Raw genomic sequence first — 13,962 nt, 5'->3', positions numbered from 1 at the left:
CCGCCGGGCCCAGGTCGACAGCGTCGTTCATGAATTCGTCTCCTCGTCGGGAACCACCTGGGTGCCGATGCCCGCGGTGGTAAAGGTTTCGAGCAGCATGGAGTGCGCCAGCCGCCCGTCCACAATGTGCGCGCGCTCCACGCCGCCGTCGATGGCCTTGAGGCAGGCTTCCATCTTGGGGATCATGCCGGATTCGAGCGAGGGCAGGAGCCCGCGCAGGTCCGAGGCCTTCAGGGAGGAGATCAGCGAGGACTTGTCCGGCCAGTTTGCATAGAGGCCTTCGACGTCGGTGAGGATCACCAGTTTGGAGGCCCCGAGCGCTTCGGCCAGGGCTGCGGCCGCGGTGTCCGCGTTGACGTTGAGCACCTGCCCCGTGGTCTGGACGCTGCCGTCGGCTGCGAAGCCGTTGGCGTCGATCTCCGGGGCCACCGTGGAGATCACGGGGATGCGGCCGGCGGCGAGGATGTCCAGGATGCCTTCCGGGTTCACGCCCACCACTTCGCCCACCAGGCCCAGGTCCACCTCTTCGCCGTCGATGACCGTGCCGGTGCGCACGGCGCGCAGCAGCCCGCCGTCCTCACCGGACATGCCCACGGCATAGGGGCCATGGGAGTTGATCAGCCCAACGAGTTCGCGGCCCACCTGGCCGGTGAGGACCATGCGCACCACGTCCATGGCTTCGGGAGTGGTGACCCGCAGGCCGCCCTTGAACTCGGACTCGATGCCCAGCCGGGCCAGCATGGAGTTGATCTGGGGGCCGCCTCCATGCACCACCACGGGGTGGATGCCCACGTGGTGCAGGAAAACGACGTCTTCGGCGAAGGCACGGCGCAGCTCGTCGTTGACCATGGCGTTGCCGCCGTACTTGATCACCATGGTGGTGCCGGCAAAGCGCTGGATCCAGGGCAGCGCCTCGATCAGCGTGCCTGCCTTGCTTTGGGCGTCAAGCATGGACGTGGTTTCGCGGGTGCGGGTGTTCATCAGGGATTTTCTCCAGGTTTGCCGGGCGCCGGTGGGCCCGGCTCAAATGGTCTGTCAGCTCGAGTAGGCGCTGTTCTCGTGCACGTAGTCGTGGGTCAGGTCGTTCGTCCAGATGGTGGCCTCGGCGTTGCCGGCCTGGAGGTCGATTTCCACCAGGACCTCGCGCGGTTCCAGGTCCACCAGGCCGCGGTCGTCGCCGATGCTGCCGTTGCGGCAGATCTGGACGCCGTTCATGGCCACGTTGAGCTGGTCGGGTTCGAAGACGGCGTCGGTGGTGCCCACCGCGGACAGCACCCGGCCCCAGTTGGGGTCCTTGCCGAAGATGGCGGCCTTGAAGAGGTTGGAGCGGGCCACGGAGCGGCTGACGGTTTCGGCGTCCGCTTCGCTGGCGGCGTTGAAGGTGCGGATGGCGATGTCGTGGCTGGCACCTTCGGCATCGGCGATCAGCTTCCGGGCCAGTTCGGCGCAGACCTGGGTCAGGCCGGCAGCGAAGGCCTCGGCCGACGGCACGGCGCCTGAGGCGCCGGAGGACAGCAGGACCACGGTGTCGTTGGTGGACATGCAGCCGTCCGAGTCTGCCCGATCGAAGGTGACCCGGGTGGCGTCCCGGAGGACGACATCCAGCAGTTCCGAATCGACTGCCGCATCCGTGGTGAGGACCACCAGCATTGTGGCCAGGCCGGGAGCCAGCATGCCCGCACCCTTGGCAATCCCGCCAATGGCAAATTCCTCGCCATCGGCATCGGTGCCGATGAACAGCGCCGCTTTGGGAACGGAGTCGGTGGTCATGATGGCGGTAGCTGCCTCGGGGCCGCCGTCGGCGCTCAGCGCGGCAGCCGCAGCCTCCACGCCGGGAAGGATCTTGTCCATGGGCAGCTGCTCGCCGATCAGGCCGGTGGAACACACAAAAACATCCGTGGCGGAGATGTCCAGGACCTTGGCCACCTTTTCGGCGGTGCTGTGCGTGTTCTGGAAACCGGCCGGCCCGGTGCAGGCGTTGGCTCCGCCGGAGTTGAGAACCACCGCGTCCACGCGGCCGTCCGAGACGACTTGGCGTGACCAGTGTACGGGCGCGGCGGCTACCCGGTTGCTGGTGAAGACAGCGGCGGCGGCCTTGGACGGGCCGTCATTGACTACCAGGGCAAGGTCCGGTTTGCCGGAGGCTTTGAGTCCGGCTGTGACGCCGGCGGCCCGGAATCCACGGGGGGCGGTAACGGTCACGGGGCAACTCCCTGCAGGTCGAGGCCGGCGGTTTCCGCCAGGCCGAGGGCAATGTTCATGGACTGGACGGCGCCGCCGGCGGTCCCTTTGGTGAGGTTGTCGATGGCGCAGGTGACGATCACCCGGCCGGTGTGGGAGTCGAACGCCAGCTGCATGGCGGCGTGGTTCGACCCCTGCACGGACTTCGTGGCGGGCCACTGGCCTTCCGGGAGGACGTGCACGAACGGTTCGTCGTCGTACGCGTCGGTCCAGGCCTGGCGCAGCTGCTCCTCCGTGGTGCCGGCTTTGACCTTCGCCGTTGCGGTGGTGAGGATGCCCCGGCTCATGGGTGCCAGGGTGGGCGTGAAGGACACGGTGACCTGTTCGCCCGCGGCATTGGACAACCCCTGTTCGATCTCGGGGGTATGCCGGTGGCCGCCGCCAACACCGTAGGGGCTCATGGAACCCATGACTTCTGAACCGATGAGGTTCACCTTGGCGGCCTTGCCCGCGCCGGAGGTGCCGGAGGCAGAGACAATGACGACGTCGTCGGGCTGGAGGAGCCCGGCGGCGAACCCGGGCGCCAAAGCCAGCAGGGCCGACGTCGGATAGCAGCCGGGCACGGCAATGCGGTTGGCGCCCTTGAGGGCTTCGCGCTGGCCCGGGAGCTCCGGCAGGCCGTAGGGCCAGGTGCCGGCGTGGGCGGAACCATAAAACTTTTCCCAGGCCGCCGGGTCCTCCAGCCTGTGGTCTGCGCCGGCATCGATGACGACGGTCCCTGCCGGCAGCTGGGCTGCAATCTCCGCGGAAGCGCCGTGCGGCAGGGCCAGGAAGACGACGTCGTGGCCGGACAGGTTGTCCACCGTGGTGTCCTCAAGGATGCGGCTTGCCAGCCCGTGCAGGTGGGGCTGCAGTTCGCCGAGCCGGGAACCGGCATTGCTGTGGGCCGTGATGGCTCCAATGGTGACGCCAGGATGCCCGGCCAGGAGGCGCAGGACCTCTCCCCCGGCGTATCCGCTGGCACCGGACACTGCTACAGAAATAGTCATGACCACCACCATACAGCAAAAGTATTCACTGATGCCGATATTTATGCATGCAGCGGAAGGTGGCCGCTATGGGGCTTCCGTGGACTGTCCCTAGGATGGTGGCAGCAGCCGGAGCCGGAAACGCCGGGACCGGGAAAGGTGAGCAATGACCCACGCAATCGTCGCACGTCAGGCAGGCGGACCGGAAGTCCTTACCTACGAGGACATCGAACGCCCTGTCCCGAGACCTGGCCAGCTCCTGGTGAAGGTGGGGGCAGCGGGCGTTAACTTCATTGACACGTACAAGCGCAGCGGCACTTACAAGGTCCCCTTCCCGTTCACCCCCGGATCAGAAGCCGCCGGCACCGTTGAAGCAGTGGGCGACGCCGTCACGGGGTTTGTCCCGGGTGACCGGGTGGCCACGGCGGAGGGCATCAACTGCTACGCGGACTATGCGCTGGTTGACGAGGCCGCAGCCCTCCCGGTCCCGCAGGGCCTGGACGACCTGACGGCAGCCGCGCTGCCCCTGCAGGGCATCACCGCCCACTACCTGATGAACTCCACCTTCAAGGTGGAGCCCGGGCACACCGTCCTGCTGCACGCGGGAGCGGGAGGCGTGGGGCTGCTGCTGATCCAGCTGCTCAAGGCCCGCGGTGCGGAAGTCATCACCACAGTCTCCACGGATGCGAAGGAACAGCTGGCGCGCGAGGCCGGCGCCGACCATGTGCTGCGGTACGAAGGCTTCGCTGGGCGGGTCAGGGACATCACCAGCGGCACCGGCGCCGACGTGGTGTACGACGGCGTTGGGAAGGACACGTTCGACGGCTCACTGGCCGCATTGCGCGTCAGGGGGATGCTGGTCCTTTTCGGCGCTGCCTCGGGCCCGGTTCCGCCCGTGGATCCCCAGCGCCTGAATGCCGGCGGCTCGCTGTTCCTGACCAGGCCCACCATGGGGCACTACCTGAGGGACGCTGCGGAGCGCCGCTGGCGCTCCGGCGAAGTATTCGCAGCGGCGGCGGACGGCAGTTTGAAGGTCCGCATCGGTGCCCGATACCCCCTGGTGCAGGCTGCCCAGGCCCATCGGGACCTGGAAGGGCGGCGCACCACCGGAAAGGTCATCCTGGTTCCGTAGGGCAGCACCCGCATGGAAAGGTCCCCGCAGCCGTGTGGCGGCGGGGACCTTTCCTGTTGATGCGTGCTTGCGGCTAGCGCTGGACGGCACCGAATCGTTCGGCAGCCAAGGCCACTGCGCCTTCACGTGCGGCTGATGCCTCGTCTGCTGTGAGGGTCCGGTCGTTGGCGCGGAACCGGAGCCCGAACGCGAGGGACTTTTTGCCGTCCTCGATGCCCTTGCCTGCGTAGACGTCGAAGAGCGCCACGTCCTCCAGCAGTTCACCGGCACCTTCGCGCAGGACCGCCAGGACGTCGTCGGCGGGGACTTCAGCAGGAACCACCAGCGCTACGTCCTGGGTGGCCACCGGGTACGTGGAGATGTGGCGCGCCACGATCACGTCCGGGGCGGCGTCGAACAGCGCGTCGGCGTTAAGCTCAAGTGCAACCGAGCGGGCGGGCATGTCCGATGCCGCCAGCAGCTTGGGGTGCAGCTCACCGGCGTAGCCCACCACCTCACCATTGCGCAGCGACAACCGGGCTGCACGGCCGGGATGGAAAGCCTGGTGGCTGCCCTGGCTGACCAGGACCTCCACTCCCAGGACGTCCCCGGCAACCCGGGCAAGGTCCAGGGCGTCAGCCCAGTCCCAAGCCCGCGGCGCATGGCCGGCCGCTGCCGGCGAGTCATGTCCCGTGAGCACTGCGGCGAGGTGGAACGGCTGCACCGGGACGCCGTCGTACAGTCCGTCCAGCACCTCATCGGAGGGCTTGACGCCGAGCGGCGGGATGGAGGCAGTGCCCACCGTGCCGCCGGGCAGGAACACCAGGCCTGATTCGAAGAGTGCCAGGTCGCGGAAACCGCGCGAATGGTTCCGCTTGGCCACCTCGATGAGTCCGGGCAGGATGGACGTGCGCAGAAAACCCTGTTCTTCGCTGATCGGGTTCGCGAGCTTGACCGCGGCCCTGTCCGCTCCTTGTTCGGCTACACCGAAGGTGTCGTTGGCCGCCTTGGACACGAAGGGGTAGGACAGGACTTCGGTGAGGCCTGCATCCGCCAGTGCCTGGATCAGACGGCGGCGCTGCTGCTGCACCCGCGTCAGGCCGCGCCCGGGAGGCGCCACCGGAAGCGTCGCGGGAATCTTGTCGTAGCCCACCAGCCGGGCAATCTCCTCGGAGAGGTCCTCCTTGGTTTCCAAGTCGTTCCGCCAGCTGGGCGCCGTAACGGTCCAACCGCCGTCGTTCTTCTCCACCGCCGCGCCAAGGTCCTCCAGGGACGTAACGATCTGCTCTTCGGTGAAGTCGATGCCGATACGGGCGGCAGCGAAGGCCCCAGGCAGTTCGATGCTGACGGAGTCCGGGGCGGTCCCCACATCGGTTCCGGCCTGGTCCGCCGTTCCACCGGCCAGCTCGACGAGCAGGTCAACCACCCGCTGGGCGGCGATGCCGGCCACGTGCCAGTCCACGCCGCGCTCGAAGCGCTTGGACGCTTCAGACGGCAGCTTGTGGCGGCGCCGGGAACGGGCAATGGACACCTCGTCGAAGTGCGCAGCTTCAACCAGAACGGTCGACGTCGAATCCCCCACCTCTGTTGCGGCGCCGCCCATCACTCCGGCGATGCCGATCGGCCCGGAGGCGTCCGTGATCAGCAGGTCCTCGGCGTCGAGCGCGCGTTCCTTGCCATCGAGGGTGGTGATCTTCTCACCGGCCAGGGCCCGGCGCACCACGATGTCCCCGGACAGCGTGTCCTGGTCGTAGCAGTGCGTGGGCTGGCCGAGTTCCAGCATCACGTAGTTGGAAATATCCACCGGCAGGGAGATGGAACGGATGCCAGCAAGGCGCAGCCGGGAAACCATCCACGGCGGCGTGGGCTTTGTGGCGTCCACGCCGCGGACGGTGCGGGCGACGAACCTGTCGCATCCGGGCTTGCCGTAGATGGGGGCATCGTCATTGATCTTGACGCCGTAACCGCCGGAAAGCTCCGCAGGAGCGGTAACGCGGGACGCGGGATCCGTGAAGGTGGTTCCCGTGGCGTGGGCGTACTCCCGGGCAACCCCGCGGATCGAGAACGCGTAGCCGCGGTCCGGCGTCACGTTGATTTCGGCAGCCTGGTCATAGAGGCCAAGGAGCTCCATGGCGTCAGTGCCGATTTCGGGATCCAGCCCGATGCGGGACAGCACCAGGATGCCGTCGTGGTCCTCACCGATGCCCAGTTCGCGGACGGAGGCGATCATGCCCGCGGACAGGTGCCCGTAGGTTTTCCGCGCCGAGATGTGGAAGTCGCCCGGGAGCACGGCGCCCGGGAGGGTGACCACCACCTTGTCGCCCTCAACGAAGTTGTGGGCGCCGCAGATGATGCCCTGCACGCCGGAGGGGTCGATGCCGTCACCGGTGAGGGTCTGCTCCTGGCCTTCAGGAACCACCCGGACCTGGCACCAGTTGATGGTCTTGCCGTTGGTTTGGGGTTCCTTGACCAGGCTCAGGACCTGGCCAACCACGATGGGTCCCTGCAGGGTGTCCGTGGGACGGTGGACGTCCTCTTCTTCAAAACCGACCTTGACCAGCTCGGTCATGACGTCTTCCGCCGTTGCTCCGGCCGGTACTTCTGCGAATTCACGCAGCCAGGAAAGTGGGATACGCACTGTTAGATCTCCATCCCGAAGTGCTCGCTGAAACGTACATCGCCTTCGATCATGTCGCGCATGTCCCCCACTTCGTTGCGGAACATCAGGGTGCGCTCAATGCCCATGCCGAAGGCAAAACCTGAATACACGTCCGGATCGATGCCGGCGGCGCGGAGCACGTTGGGGTTGACCATGCCGCAGCCGCCCCACTCGATCCAGCGCGGGCCGCCCTTGGCCCCGGGGTGCCAGATGTCCAGCTCCGCTGACGGTTCGGTAAACGGGAAATAGTTGGGCCGCAGCCGGATCTGGGCTTCGTCGCCGAACATCTGCCGTGCGAAGTGCTCCAGCGTGCCGCGGAGGTCAGCCATGCTCAGGTGCTTGTCGATCGCGAGGCCCTCGAACTGGTGGAACACCGGAGTATGGGTCGCATCGAGTTCGTCGGTGCGGAACACCTTGCCCGGGCACAGCACATAAATGGGCAGCTCGCGCTCGAGCATGGAGCGGACCTGCACCGGCGAAGTGTGCGTGCGCATCAGCAGGTGGGCTTCGGGCGGCTCCACGAAGAAGGTGTCCTGCATTTCGCGGGCGGGGTGGTCCGGCTTGAAGTTGAGGGCATCGAAGTTGAACCATTCCGACTCGACTTCCGGGCCCTCGGCGATTTCCCAGCCCATACCCACGAAGATGTCCGCCACCCGGTCCTGGAGCGTGGAGAGCGGGTGCCGGGCACCGGCACGGCGGCGGCGGGGCGCGGCGGTGACGTCCACGGTCTCTTCCAGGAGGATCCGGGCGTCGTTTTCCGCTTCCAGCTCCGCCGTACGGTCGGCGAGCGCCTTGTTGACCCGTCCGCGCGAAGCGCCCATCAGCTTTCCGGCGAGGGCCTTCTGGTCCTTGGGCAGCTTGCCAATCTCACGGTTGGCAAGGCTGAGCGGGGACTTCTCGCCGGTATGGGCGAGCCGCACCGCCTTCAGCTCGTCAAGGGTGCCAGCGCCGGCAATGGCGGCGATGGCCTGGTCTACAGCGGCAGTGATGGCGGCTTCATCCGTGGGGTTCGGGATGGCGGCGCCCGGCAAAGTTTCAGTCATCTACTGTTCTTAGCTACGAGTCGTGGCTGCCGGTGAACGGGGCAGCCCTGCACGGTTTCCCGGGGGCGCGTCCGTCACTGGCAGGTCATGGATGAATGTCCCCAATGCCAACTGTGCATTCCGGTTCATTCAATGACCAGGTCAGGGCACACCGGCTGAGCCGGCGGCCACTGCCCTCCAGTCTAATTGAAGGCTCCGGCTACCATAGCCTCATGACAGTGCCGCGGCGCCCGGGAACCCAAAAGCGCCTCACCGCTGCGCAGAGACTGCGGCAGGCGGCGAACCTGGCGAACGGCAGCACCTTCCTTGGCGTCGCCGTGGCCCTTGCCTCGCGCACCCGGATCAGCAGGGGCCCACGCGGCCTGATCCTGGCGTCCGGGTACAGGCCGCGGCTGCCGTTCGCCGGAGCCTTCACATTGGGCAACGTGGTGCTGTGCCGGTGCAGCTCCGCTGAGCTGTTGTCCAGGCCGGCCCTGCTGGGCCACGAGGAAAAGCATTGCACGCAATACGCCTGGTGCCTGGGCGCACCGTTCCTTCCCCTGTATCTCCTGGCCGCAGGGTGGTCGCTGGTGCGCACCGGCAACCCGGGGACGCGCAATCCCTTTGAGCGCCACGCCGGACTGGAAGCCGGCGGATATCCAGCACACAAAACCCGCCGCCGGCCCTCGCGCCGCCCCCGGCCTGAAGTGGAGGCCTGACGCATGCCCGCTGCTCATGACACCGATGAAACGGCCGGAGGCGCCACCCGCACCGGCGCCTCCCCGGGCACTGTCCGCGTATCGGGAACGGGTTCGGCGGAAGCTGCCCCCGATCTCACAGTGGTTTCGATCGGTGTGGAGTGCCGGGCCGATTCGGTTGGGCAAGCGTACTCGCGGGCCGGAGCCGGCCTGGCCGCCGTTACTGCCTCCTTCCGCAGCCACGGGGTCCCCGGCTCCGATATCCGCACCTCGGGCCTCAACGTCCGCGCTGACCTCGCCTGGCGCGAAGGTGAAGGACAGCGAGTCACCGGGTACGTGGCATCCAGCACCTTCACCGTGAAGCTGAGGGTCCCGGGTTCCGCCTCGGCCGCCATCGCAGATGCCGTTGAGGCGGGCGGGAACGACGTCCGGCTGAGCGGTGTCGAACTCATGTTCAGCGATGAGGCGGCGGTCCGGGCACGCGCCCGCGAGGCAGCCTGGCTGGACGCGCTCAGCACTGCCCGGCAGTATGCGGAGCTTGCCTCGGCCCGGCTGGGACGCGTGCTTTCGGTAGCGGAGGAAGGCGCAGTCCAGGGTCCAGTGCCGCTGCCGCGGATGCAGCGGGCTGCTGCCGTGGAATCCCTCAGCGTGGAGGCCGGCAATTCCGTGGTGGACGCAGCAGTGACCGTGGAGTGGCAACTCCTGGCGGACACGTAAGCACACTCCCGGAAAGAGCTGAGGAGCCGCCGCAACGCGCCTATGCTTGACATTGTTTCGAACATAGATTCGAATGGACGGCATGAGATGGGATGCCCAAGCACTGATGGCCCGGCCCGCGGAACCGGCTGCGAATGCCCCGACCCCCGCATTGCTTCCCCTGGCCGGCTTGGTCCGCTCCATCACAACCCCCGAGTTCGCAGGGATCACCTTCCACGAGGTCACCGCCAAATCGGTGCTTAACAAGGTGCCTGCCGGCTCGCGGATGCCCTTTGAATGGACCATCAACCCTTACCGGGGATGCAGCCACGCCTGCGTGTACTGCTTCGCCCGCAAGAGCCACACCTACCTTGATTTCGACGCCGGGCTGGACTTTGACAGCCAGGTGGTAGTGAAAGTCAACGCGGCCGAGGTCCTCAGGAAGGAACTGGGCAAACCATCGTGGACGCGCCCGCAGGTTGCCCTGGGTACCAACACGGACCCCTATCAGCGGGCCGAGGGCCGCTACCAGCTCATGCCGGGCATCATCACCGCACTAGCCGAGTCCGGCACTCCCCTGTCCATCCTCACTAAGGGCACCCTGCTTGCCCGGGACATTCCCCTGCTCAAGAGCGCGGCCGCCCAAGTGCCCGTGGGCCTTGGCATCTCGCTGGCCATGACAGACGAAGCCCTGTCCGAGACCATCGAGCCCGGAACTCCCGGTCCCCGGGCACGCCTCAAGCTCGTTTCCCGCCTCCGTGAAGCCGGCCTGCCCTGCGGCGTCATGGCCATGCCCATTCTGCCGTGGCTCTCGGACAGCGACGAAGCCCTGGACGCGTTGTTTGCATCCCTGGCTGCCGCGGGGGCCACCGGCGTCACCGCCGGAGCCCTGTACCTCAAGCCGGGGACCAGGGAGTGGTTCATGAAGTGGATTGCCGCCAACCATCCCGGGCTTGCGGGACGCTACCGCCGGCTCTACGGAACGGGTTCGTACGCGTCCAAGGAATACCGTTCGTGGCTTGCGGGCAAAGTCCGGTACTTCAAGGCCCGCCACGGTTTCACCAACACGTCCGGCTTCAGCCACAGGGACCTCGAGGATGATCCCCGGAGCGAGGAAGCCGAGTATCCCGAAGGCATCATCCCTCAGGCGGCAGCCGCGCGAGGGAAGTCAGCAGCCGCAGGCACATCAGCAGCCGGGGGCAACGGTGCTTCCGGGGGGCAGGCAACGCTCTTCTAGGGCAGTGTGCTTTCTGTTTTTACGGCGACCACGTCAAGCAGGGCCCGGACTATGGGGAAGTCCGCGGGAATCCACGGCAGGTCCAGGACCGCACTAGGGTTGTCCAGTTGTACCCACCGAAGTTCGTCGTGGTCCTCCAGGGGCTTCGGCTCCCCGTGGGCGATCTCCGCGAACCACACCCGCATGCTCGCTCGAGGGTTCAAGGGCCAGCCGCCTGGAACCTGGGACGCGAGCTCGGCGCCTAGCCGGACACCGATGCCCAGCTCCTCGAGCAGTTCGCGCGCCAGCGCCGCCTTCGGTTCCTCGCCGGATTCCACTTTGCCGCCCGGGAACTCCCAGAGCCCTGCCAACTGCTCCGGCGCACTGCGCCGTGCCACCAGCAGCATGGAGGGATCAACCAGGCTGTCCAAGACGGCTCCGCCTACCACTTGTATGAGTCCATTCACCGGCCCATTCTATGGGGGACAATAAAAGGACCAGCTGCATAGGTCCTCCCGCAAGGGGAATACCACTTCCCCTTTCCGGGTTGTCTGCAGGGTCCGGACTTCTCCTGCCCCACTGCCGTGGCATTGGTCCATTATTTCTTTCCTCCGTCGAAAAGCAGGCCTATGAGCAGCGTCCTCCAAACGTCCACGGCAGCCCCCGCACGATCCACCAACGTGGCCATGGCCATCGTCGCCCTTGCCATGGGCGGCGTGGGCATCGGGGTCACCGAATTCACCATGATGGGCCTGCTGAGGGAAGTGGAGCAGGGCCTCGGGGTTTCCACACCGGAAGCGGGCCACCTCATCTCCGCCTACGCCCTCGGAGTCGTCGTGGGAGCCCCGCTGCTGGCCGCAGTAGGTGCCAGGCTTCCCCGTAAGCACCTGGCAGTTGGACTGATGATGTTCTTCACGGTGGCCAACCTGGCGTCATTCCTGGCCCCGGACTACGGAGCAATGCTGGTTTCGCGCTTCGCCGCCGGCCTGCCGCATGGTGCCTTTTTTGGGGTGGCGGCAGTCATCGCCGCCTCCCTGGTGCCACCCACACGGCGGGGCTGGGCCATTTCCATGGTGATGGCCGGCCTGAGTATCTCCAACGTGGTGGGAGTTCCGTTTGCCACCTGGTTGGGCCAGGCGTACGGATGGCGCCTCCTGTTTATCCTGGTGGGACTGATCGGCCTGCTGACCCTTGCCCTGGTGTGGAAGTTTGTCCCCTTCCATGAGGCCCATCCGGATGCGAGCATTCGGCGTGAACTGGGTGCGCTCAAACGCCTGCAGGTGTGGCTGGCCATTCTGATCGGCATTGTTGGTTTTGGCGGCTTCTTTGCCACCTACACCTACATCGCCCACACCATGACCATGGTGGCGGGCATTCCATCCTCATTGATTCCCATGGTGGTGGCCCTGTACGGGCTGGGGATGGTGGCCGGCAACATTGTGGGCGGCCGGATTGCGGACAGGTCCGTGATGGGCACGCTCTACAAGGTGCTGCCCGGCATAGCCGTTGCCTTGGTGGTGTACGCCGTGGCCGTACAGTGGCCCTGGTCCGCCTTTGTCATGGTGTTCGTGGTGGGCGCTTCCGGGTCCATGCTGATCCCCGCGCTGCAGACCCGGCTCCTGGACGCGTCGCCGGATGCCCCCTCCCTCGCATCATCGCTGAACCATGCAGCGCTGAACGTCGCAAACGCGCTCGGGGCATTCCTCGGCGGACTGGTGATCGCGCTGGGCTGGGGCTACACAGCCCCTGCCCTGGTAGGTGCCGTCCTCGCCCTGTTGGGGCTCGGCGTCGCCATAGCCAGCGGACTGCTGGAGCGGAAAAAGCCGCTGACCGCCTGATCCTGGAGCCTCAACCGGGCGCTGCGCCGCACTGGGCTGCCAAGCCAACAGCACCGCGTCTACTTGCCTGCAGTCCTGCTGACTTTACGTGGCCCGTATGTTAGCTTGAGCCACATCGGGACCATGAGATCCCGGTCACAATAAGGAGGAGACATGGGTTTTCTTGCTTGGATTATTTTGGGCCTCATCGTAGGGGCCATTGTTAAGGCTGTCATGCCCGGACGGGTTGGCGGCGGCTGGGTAACCAGCCTGGTTCTGGGCGTCGTTGGCGCCATTGTGGGCGGCTGGATTGGAAGCCTCCTGTTCAACAGGGGCGATCTTGCCTTCTTCGATCTCGGCACCTGGATTCTCGCCATCGTCGGCGGCCTGGTTGTGGCCGGTATCTACGGAGCAATCACCGGCCGCGGCAAGGCTACCCGCGCACCCTGATCTGCTGTCACGAAGCACATCAACAAACAAGGGCTCCGGTGAACCGGAGCCCTTACATGTTTAAGCGTGCACAATTCTTCGCACGGCTGTGGGCCTGGAAAGCTGGAGCCGCCGGATGCTTAGGCCGTCACCGGCACCGGAAGGTGCTGGGAACGCGCGCTGGCGTAGAGGCAGACCGTGGCCGCTGTGCCCAGGTTGAGGCTTTCCGCGGAACCGTACACGGGCACGGCCACCCGGTGGTCCGCAAGCGCGAGCTCTTCCTCCGACAGCCCCTGGGCCTCGTTGCCGAACAGCCAGGCCGTGGGCTGCTCCAGGGCATACTCCGATTCCGGGCCTTCGCCGGTCAGCCGGCGCCGGGCGTTCTCGTCCTGCAGGGTGTCCAGGTTCAAGGTCCCGTAGCCGTCCGCTGCCAATACCCCGATCCCCCTGGCACGGCAGGCGGCCGCAAGTTCGCCAACGTCCGCGCCCAGCACCACGGGAAGGTGGAACAGGGAGCCTGCTGTGGAGCGCACGGCCTTGGGGTTGTAAATGTCAACGCTGGAGGCGGTCAGGATCACGGCATCGGCTCCGGCCGAGTCCGCCGCGCGCAGGACCGTTCCGGCGTTACCGGGGTCGCGGACCTGGCAGAGCACGGCAATCAGGCGTGGCCCGGCGTCGAGCACTTCCTGCAGCGGAACGTCAACGAAGCGGCAAACTGCGATGATCCCCTGGGGGTTGACGGTGTCCGCCATGGCAGCAAGGACTTCGTCCGTGGCCAGGCGGGCGTTGACCCCCTGGGACAGTTCCTCGAATTCCGGATACCGGTCCAGGCAGCTTTCGCTGGCGAAAACTTCGGTGACCACCCCGGGCCGGCCGTCGGCCACCCGCTGCTGGTGGAGCCGGAGCGCTTCCCGCACTGCCTGGGGCCCTTCAGCAAGGAACTGTCCGCGCTTTAAACGGGCCGGGCGCCCGGCAAGCTTTGCCACGTCCCTCACCCGATCAGCTCGGGGATTGGACAGTGGGAAATCTTGCGGGCGCCCGGTTTCGTTCATATAAGAACTTTAGTGGCTGCTGCCACCGGTTCTTGAACCGTCCCTGGCGGGAA

13 protein-coding genes are annotated in these 13,962 nt (G+C 66.5%); 6 read left to right on the top strand and 7 right to left on the bottom strand.

The features are described 5' to 3' along the window. Window positions 1-27: 27 nt before the first annotated feature. From argB to argC, 3 genes are read right to left on the bottom strand one after another with little or no spacing between them, the layout of a single operon-like run. Window positions 28-981 carry an acetylglutamate kinase gene (argB, locus tag ABRP28_RS03110; protein ID WP_350004559.1) on the bottom strand — a complete coding sequence of 318 codons (954 nt, stop codon included), beginning with the start codon at window positions 979-981 and terminating at the stop codon, window positions 28-30. A gap of 54 nt (window positions 982-1,035) precedes the next feature. Further along, window positions 1,036-2,202 carry a bifunctional glutamate N-acetyltransferase/amino-acid acetyltransferase ArgJ gene (gene argJ / locus ABRP28_RS03105; protein WP_350004561.1) on the bottom strand — a complete coding sequence of 389 codons (1,167 nt, stop codon included), beginning with the start codon at window positions 2,200-2,202 and terminating at the stop codon, window positions 1,036-1,038. Further along, window positions 2,199-3,230: an N-acetyl-gamma-glutamyl-phosphate reductase gene (gene argC / locus ABRP28_RS03100; protein ID WP_350004563.1), complete on the bottom strand. Its 1,032-nt coding sequence runs from the start codon at window positions 3,228-3,230 to the stop codon at window positions 2,199-2,201. Before argC ends, argJ begins: the two co-directional genes overlap by 4 nt. Window positions 3,231-3,375: 145 nt before the next feature. On the opposite strand from argC, the gene ABRP28_RS03095 reads away from it, so the two are divergent. Then, window positions 3,376-4,341, top strand: coding sequence for a quinone oxidoreductase (locus ABRP28_RS03095; protein WP_350004565.1), 966 nt, complete (start codon window positions 3,376-3,378; stop codon window positions 4,339-4,341). Window positions 4,342-4,414: 73 nt separating this feature from the next. Here the strand turns inward: ABRP28_RS03095 and pheT are convergent, their stop codons facing one another. Both pheT and pheS read right to left on the bottom strand, forming a co-directional pair. Next, window positions 4,415-6,958 (bottom strand): phenylalanine--tRNA ligase subunit beta, encoded by a 2,544-nt coding sequence (pheT, locus tag ABRP28_RS03090; protein ID WP_350004567.1) that lies wholly within the window; start codon window positions 6,956-6,958, stop codon window positions 4,415-4,417. A gap of 2 nt (window positions 6,959-6,960) precedes the next feature. Further along, window positions 6,961-8,022, bottom strand: a complete 1,062-nt coding sequence (gene pheS, locus ABRP28_RS03085) for a phenylalanine--tRNA ligase subunit alpha (RefSeq protein WP_174180341.1) — start codon at window positions 8,020-8,022, stop codon at window positions 6,961-6,963. 212 nt (window positions 8,023-8,234) lie between these two features. Here pheS and ABRP28_RS03080 point away from each other — a divergent pair, with 212 nt between their 5' ends. The 3 genes from ABRP28_RS03080 to ABRP28_RS03070 all read left to right on the top strand — a co-directional run bounded on the left by ABRP28_RS03080 (window position 8,235) and on the right by ABRP28_RS03070 (window position 10,632). Continuing rightward, entirely contained in the window at window positions 8,235-8,720 is a 486-nt protein-coding gene (locus tag ABRP28_RS03080) for a hypothetical protein (protein WP_350004572.1), read from the top strand. Window positions 8,721-8,723: 3 nt separating this feature from the next. Then, window positions 8,724-9,416: an SIMPL domain-containing protein gene (locus tag ABRP28_RS03075; protein ID WP_350004574.1), complete on the top strand. Its 693-nt coding sequence runs from the start codon at window positions 8,724-8,726 to the stop codon at window positions 9,414-9,416. Between the two features lie 82 nt (window positions 9,417-9,498). Continuing rightward, on the top strand, window positions 9,499-10,632 hold the full coding sequence (locus ABRP28_RS03070) for an Rv2578c family radical SAM protein (protein WP_350004578.1): 1,134 nt from the start codon (window positions 9,499-9,501) through the stop codon (window positions 10,630-10,632). On the opposite strand, the gene ABRP28_RS03065 is transcribed toward ABRP28_RS03070, so the two are convergent. Further along, window positions 10,629-11,078, bottom strand: coding sequence for a (deoxy)nucleoside triphosphate pyrophosphohydrolase (locus tag ABRP28_RS03065; RefSeq protein WP_350004580.1), 450 nt, complete (start codon window positions 11,076-11,078; stop codon window positions 10,629-10,631). The genes ABRP28_RS03070 and ABRP28_RS03065 overlap by 4 nt on opposite strands. A 162-nt stretch (window positions 11,079-11,240) precedes the next feature. Here ABRP28_RS03065 and ABRP28_RS03060 point away from each other — a divergent pair, with 162 nt between their 5' ends. Next, window positions 11,241-12,449: an MFS transporter gene (locus tag ABRP28_RS03060; RefSeq protein ID WP_350004582.1), complete on the top strand. Its 1,209-nt coding sequence runs from the start codon at window positions 11,241-11,243 to the stop codon at window positions 12,447-12,449. A 153-nt stretch (window positions 12,450-12,602) separates the two neighbouring features. Beyond that, entirely contained in the window at window positions 12,603-12,878 is a 276-nt protein-coding gene (locus tag ABRP28_RS03055) for a GlsB/YeaQ/YmgE family stress response membrane protein (RefSeq protein WP_009358633.1), read from the top strand. Between the two features lie 119 nt (window positions 12,879-12,997). On the opposite strand, the gene ABRP28_RS03050 is transcribed toward ABRP28_RS03055, so the two are convergent. Next, window positions 12,998-13,909: an RNA methyltransferase gene (locus tag ABRP28_RS03050; protein WP_350004583.1), complete on the bottom strand. Its 912-nt coding sequence runs from the start codon at window positions 13,907-13,909 to the stop codon at window positions 12,998-13,000. Between the last annotated feature and the right edge of the window lie 53 nt (window positions 13,910-13,962).

Source organism: Pseudarthrobacter sp. WHRI 8279, assembly GCF_040224115.2.
Lineage (GTDB): Bacteria > Actinomycetota > Actinomycetes > Actinomycetales > Micrococcaceae > Arthrobacter.
The sequence above is the reverse complement of the archived record's forward strand: the minus strand, read 5'-3'. Positions and strand labels throughout refer to the sequence as shown.

Excerpts from the sequence above, each read along its gene's own strand:
- ABRP28_RS03075 (WP_350004574.1), top strand. The coding sequence starts at position 8,724 with ATGCCCGCTGCTCATGACACCGATGAAACGGCCGGAGGCGCCACCCGC.
- argB (WP_350004559.1), bottom strand. The coding sequence starts at position 981 with ATGAACACCCGCACCCGCGAAACCACGTCCATGCTTGACGCCCAAAGC.
- pheS (WP_174180341.1), bottom strand. The coding sequence starts at position 8,022 with ATGACTGAAACTTTGCCGGGCGCCGCCATCCCGAACCCCACGGATGAA.
- ABRP28_RS03080 (WP_350004572.1), top strand. The coding sequence starts at position 8,235 with ATGACAGTGCCGCGGCGCCCGGGAACCCAAAAGCGCCTCACCGCTGCG.
- ABRP28_RS03050 (WP_350004583.1), bottom strand. The coding sequence starts at position 13,909 with ATGAACGAAACCGGGCGCCCGCAAGATTTCCCACTGTCCAATCCCCGA.
- argC (WP_350004563.1), bottom strand. The coding sequence starts at position 3,230 with ATGACTATTTCTGTAGCAGTGTCCGGTGCCAGCGGATACGCCGGGGGA.
- ABRP28_RS03055 (WP_009358633.1), top strand. The coding sequence starts at position 12,603 with ATGGGTTTTCTTGCTTGGATTATTTTGGGCCTCATCGTAGGGGCCATT.
- ABRP28_RS03070 (WP_350004578.1), top strand. The coding sequence starts at position 9,499 with ATGAGATGGGATGCCCAAGCACTGATGGCCCGGCCCGCGGAACCGGCT.
- ABRP28_RS03060 (WP_350004582.1), top strand. The coding sequence starts at position 11,241 with ATGAGCAGCGTCCTCCAAACGTCCACGGCAGCCCCCGCACGATCCACC.
- ABRP28_RS03095 (WP_350004565.1), top strand. The coding sequence starts at position 3,376 with ATGACCCACGCAATCGTCGCACGTCAGGCAGGCGGACCGGAAGTCCTT.